The organism is Nocardioides sp., assembly GCF_035481145.1.
GTDB lineage: Bacteria > Actinomycetota > Actinomycetes > Propionibacteriales > Nocardioidaceae > Nocardioides.
The window spans coordinates 1-2,448 of the sequence record NZ_DATIHB010000037.1 but is presented as its reverse complement, the minus strand read 5'-3'; the positions used below and the strand labels follow the sequence as shown (position 1 = coordinate 2,448).

Annotated in this window: 1 protein-coding gene, 1 tRNA gene and 1 rRNA gene; all 3 read right to left on the bottom strand. The window is 65.3% G+C overall.

The window, feature by feature from the left end; genetic code table 11:
* A 23S ribosomal RNA gene (locus tag VLF38_RS03010) occupies window positions 1-863 on the bottom strand; the annotation flags it as partial.
* Window positions 864-1,292: 429 nt separating this feature from the next.
* Window positions 1,293-1,368: transfer RNA gene (locus VLF38_RS03005), tRNA-Ala, on the bottom strand.
* 43 nt (window positions 1,369-1,411) lie between these two features.
* Window positions 1,412-2,266 carry a formyltetrahydrofolate deformylase gene (purU, locus tag VLF38_RS03000; RefSeq protein WP_325269810.1) on the bottom strand — a complete coding sequence of 285 codons (855 nt, stop codon included), beginning with the start codon at window positions 2,264-2,266 and terminating at the stop codon, window positions 1,412-1,414.
* Window positions 2,267-2,448: the final 182 nt, after the last annotated feature.

Here is a 2,448-nt window from a genome sequence, read left to right as displayed (position 1 = left end):
CCCCTAGCTTTTCAACGCTAGTGAGTTCGGTCCTCCACGGGACATTACTCCCGCTTCAACCTGCCCATGGGTAGCTCACTCGGTTTCGGGTCTACCCGCTGCGACTGTGACGCCCTGTTCAGACTCGCTTTCGCTACGGCTGCGTCCTTCACGGACTTAACCTTGCCACAGACCGGGTAACTCGCCGGCTCATTCTTCAAAAGGCACGCCATCAGGCTACCCACCAGCCGAAGCCGATGGGCAACACCCTCTGACTGCTTGTAAGCACGCGGTTTCAGGTACTGTTTCACTCCCCTCCCGGGGTGCTTTTCACCTTTCCCTCACGGTACTGGTTCACTATCGGTCGCCAAGAGTATTTAGCCTTGGACGGTGGTCCGCCCGGGTTCCCACATGAAGAGACCTTCCACGTGGTACTCAGGGACACGTCCGGGAGTCGGATCGCTTTCGCGTACGGGGCTGTCACCCTCTCTGGCGGGCCTTTCCAGGCCGCTTCTACTAGCGAACCGATTTGTAACTCCCTGCCGGATTCGCAGATCCAGCTGGTCGGCCCTACAACACCGCGACTGCAACGGCTGCGACCTATCACGCAGCCACGGTTTGGGCTCCTCCGCTTTCGCTCGCCACTACTAACGGAATGTTCTCTGTTCCTCGAGGTACTTAGATGTTTCAGTTCCCTCGGTGTCCTCGACACGGTCTATGTATTCAACCGTGCGTCCCAGGGCATTACCCCTGGGGGGTTTCCCCATTCGGATATCTCCGGATCAACGCTTGCTCGCAACTCCCCGAAGCATTTCGCTGCCTGCCACGTCCTTCGTCGGCTCTTGGCGCCAAGGCATCCACCGCGTGCTCTTAGTAGCTTGACCTACAACGTTCACGCGGCTAGCACGGTGCTGGCCGTCGCAACGATGCGGTCGCGTCGGAATCTCCTCGACGAAATCGATGCTTCCACTCTTCGATTGATAAGGTCGCGCACCCGTTCGTACGGATGCTCGCCGTGCTCGGCTCGTGCGATGGCCCGCCGGTCGGCCACGCCCACTGACGTGGGCCTCCCGGTCGACGCCTGGCGACGAATCGTCACGGCGTCAGCGATTGTGTCCGCTGACCGCTGGGCGCCACGAGGGTCGCGCCCAATGGTCAGACGACACAGGGTCAGAAGATGGATCAATGTGGGGCTTGTCACAACGAACGCGAGGAGGACCGGAGGTGGGTCTCCCCGCGAGAGCCGAGTTACTGTAGCACTCCGCTCGGGGCCGGTCAAGAACGCCCGACGCCGGGACGGGGTGGTTAAAACGTGGTGGAGATGAGGGGACTCGAACCCCTGACCCCCTCCTTGCAAAGGAGGTGCTCTCCCAGCTGAGCTACATCCCCACGGCCCGCGCATCGTATCCGGGGCCGGCGCAGCGGTCAAAGCTCAGCGGAATACCACGGTACGCGCGCCGTGGAGCAGCACCCGGTGCTCGACATGCCAGCGGACCGCCCTGGCGAGCGCCACGCACTCGACGTCGCGCCCGACACGCGCCAGCTCGGCCACGCTGTGCGCATGGTCGACGCGGGCGACCTCCTGCTCGATGATCGGGCCCTCGTCGAGCTCCTCGGTGACGTAGTGCGCCGTGGCGCCGATGAGCTTCACCCCGCGCGCATGGGCCTGCGCATAGGGCCGGGCTCCGCGGAACGACGGCAGGAACGAGTGGTGAATGTTGATCGCCCGACCCGCCAGCGTGCGGCATGCGTCGCCGCCGAGGATCTGCATGTAGCGCGCGAGCACCACCAGCTCGATCCGCTCGGATGTCACGAGCTCCAGGAGCGCGGCGTCGCGCTGTGGTCCCGATGCATCGGGACCCGGGAGGCGGTGGTACGGGACGCCGTACCCGGCGGCCAGGCCCTCGAAGTCGCCGTACGGCGAGGCGACGGCCACCATGTCGGCGTGCAGGGCGCCCGTCTGCCAGCGGTAGAGCAGGTCGTTCAGGCAATGGCCCTCGTGCGAGACGGCCACCAGGATGCGCTGTCGATGGCTGGTGTCATGGAGGTCCCATTGCATGGCGTATGCATCGGCCAGCGGCGCAAAGGTCCGCCGCCAGCTCTCGAGGCCGCCCTCCGCCTCATCGGCGAAGTGGACGCGCATGAAGAAGACCGATTCGTCCGGGTCGCCGAACTGCTGGCTGTCGACGATGTTGCCGCCGCCCTCGCTGATGGCCCGAGCCACGGCGTAGACGATGCCGCGGCGATCGGGACAGGACAGGGTCAGGATGAGCTCGGGGCCGGCCACCGATCGGCCTAGGGAGGGGTGAGCCGGCGTCGCGGCTCGGCCGGAAGCTCCTGGCCTTCCGGCCATGCAACCTCTCGCACGACGCAGATGGGTGTCTGCTCGCGTGCCTGCCCGAGCGGGTTGTCCGCGAAGAGGCGCTGCACGAAGCGCCGGTCGACCCCAGGGCTGGCACCCAGCACCGC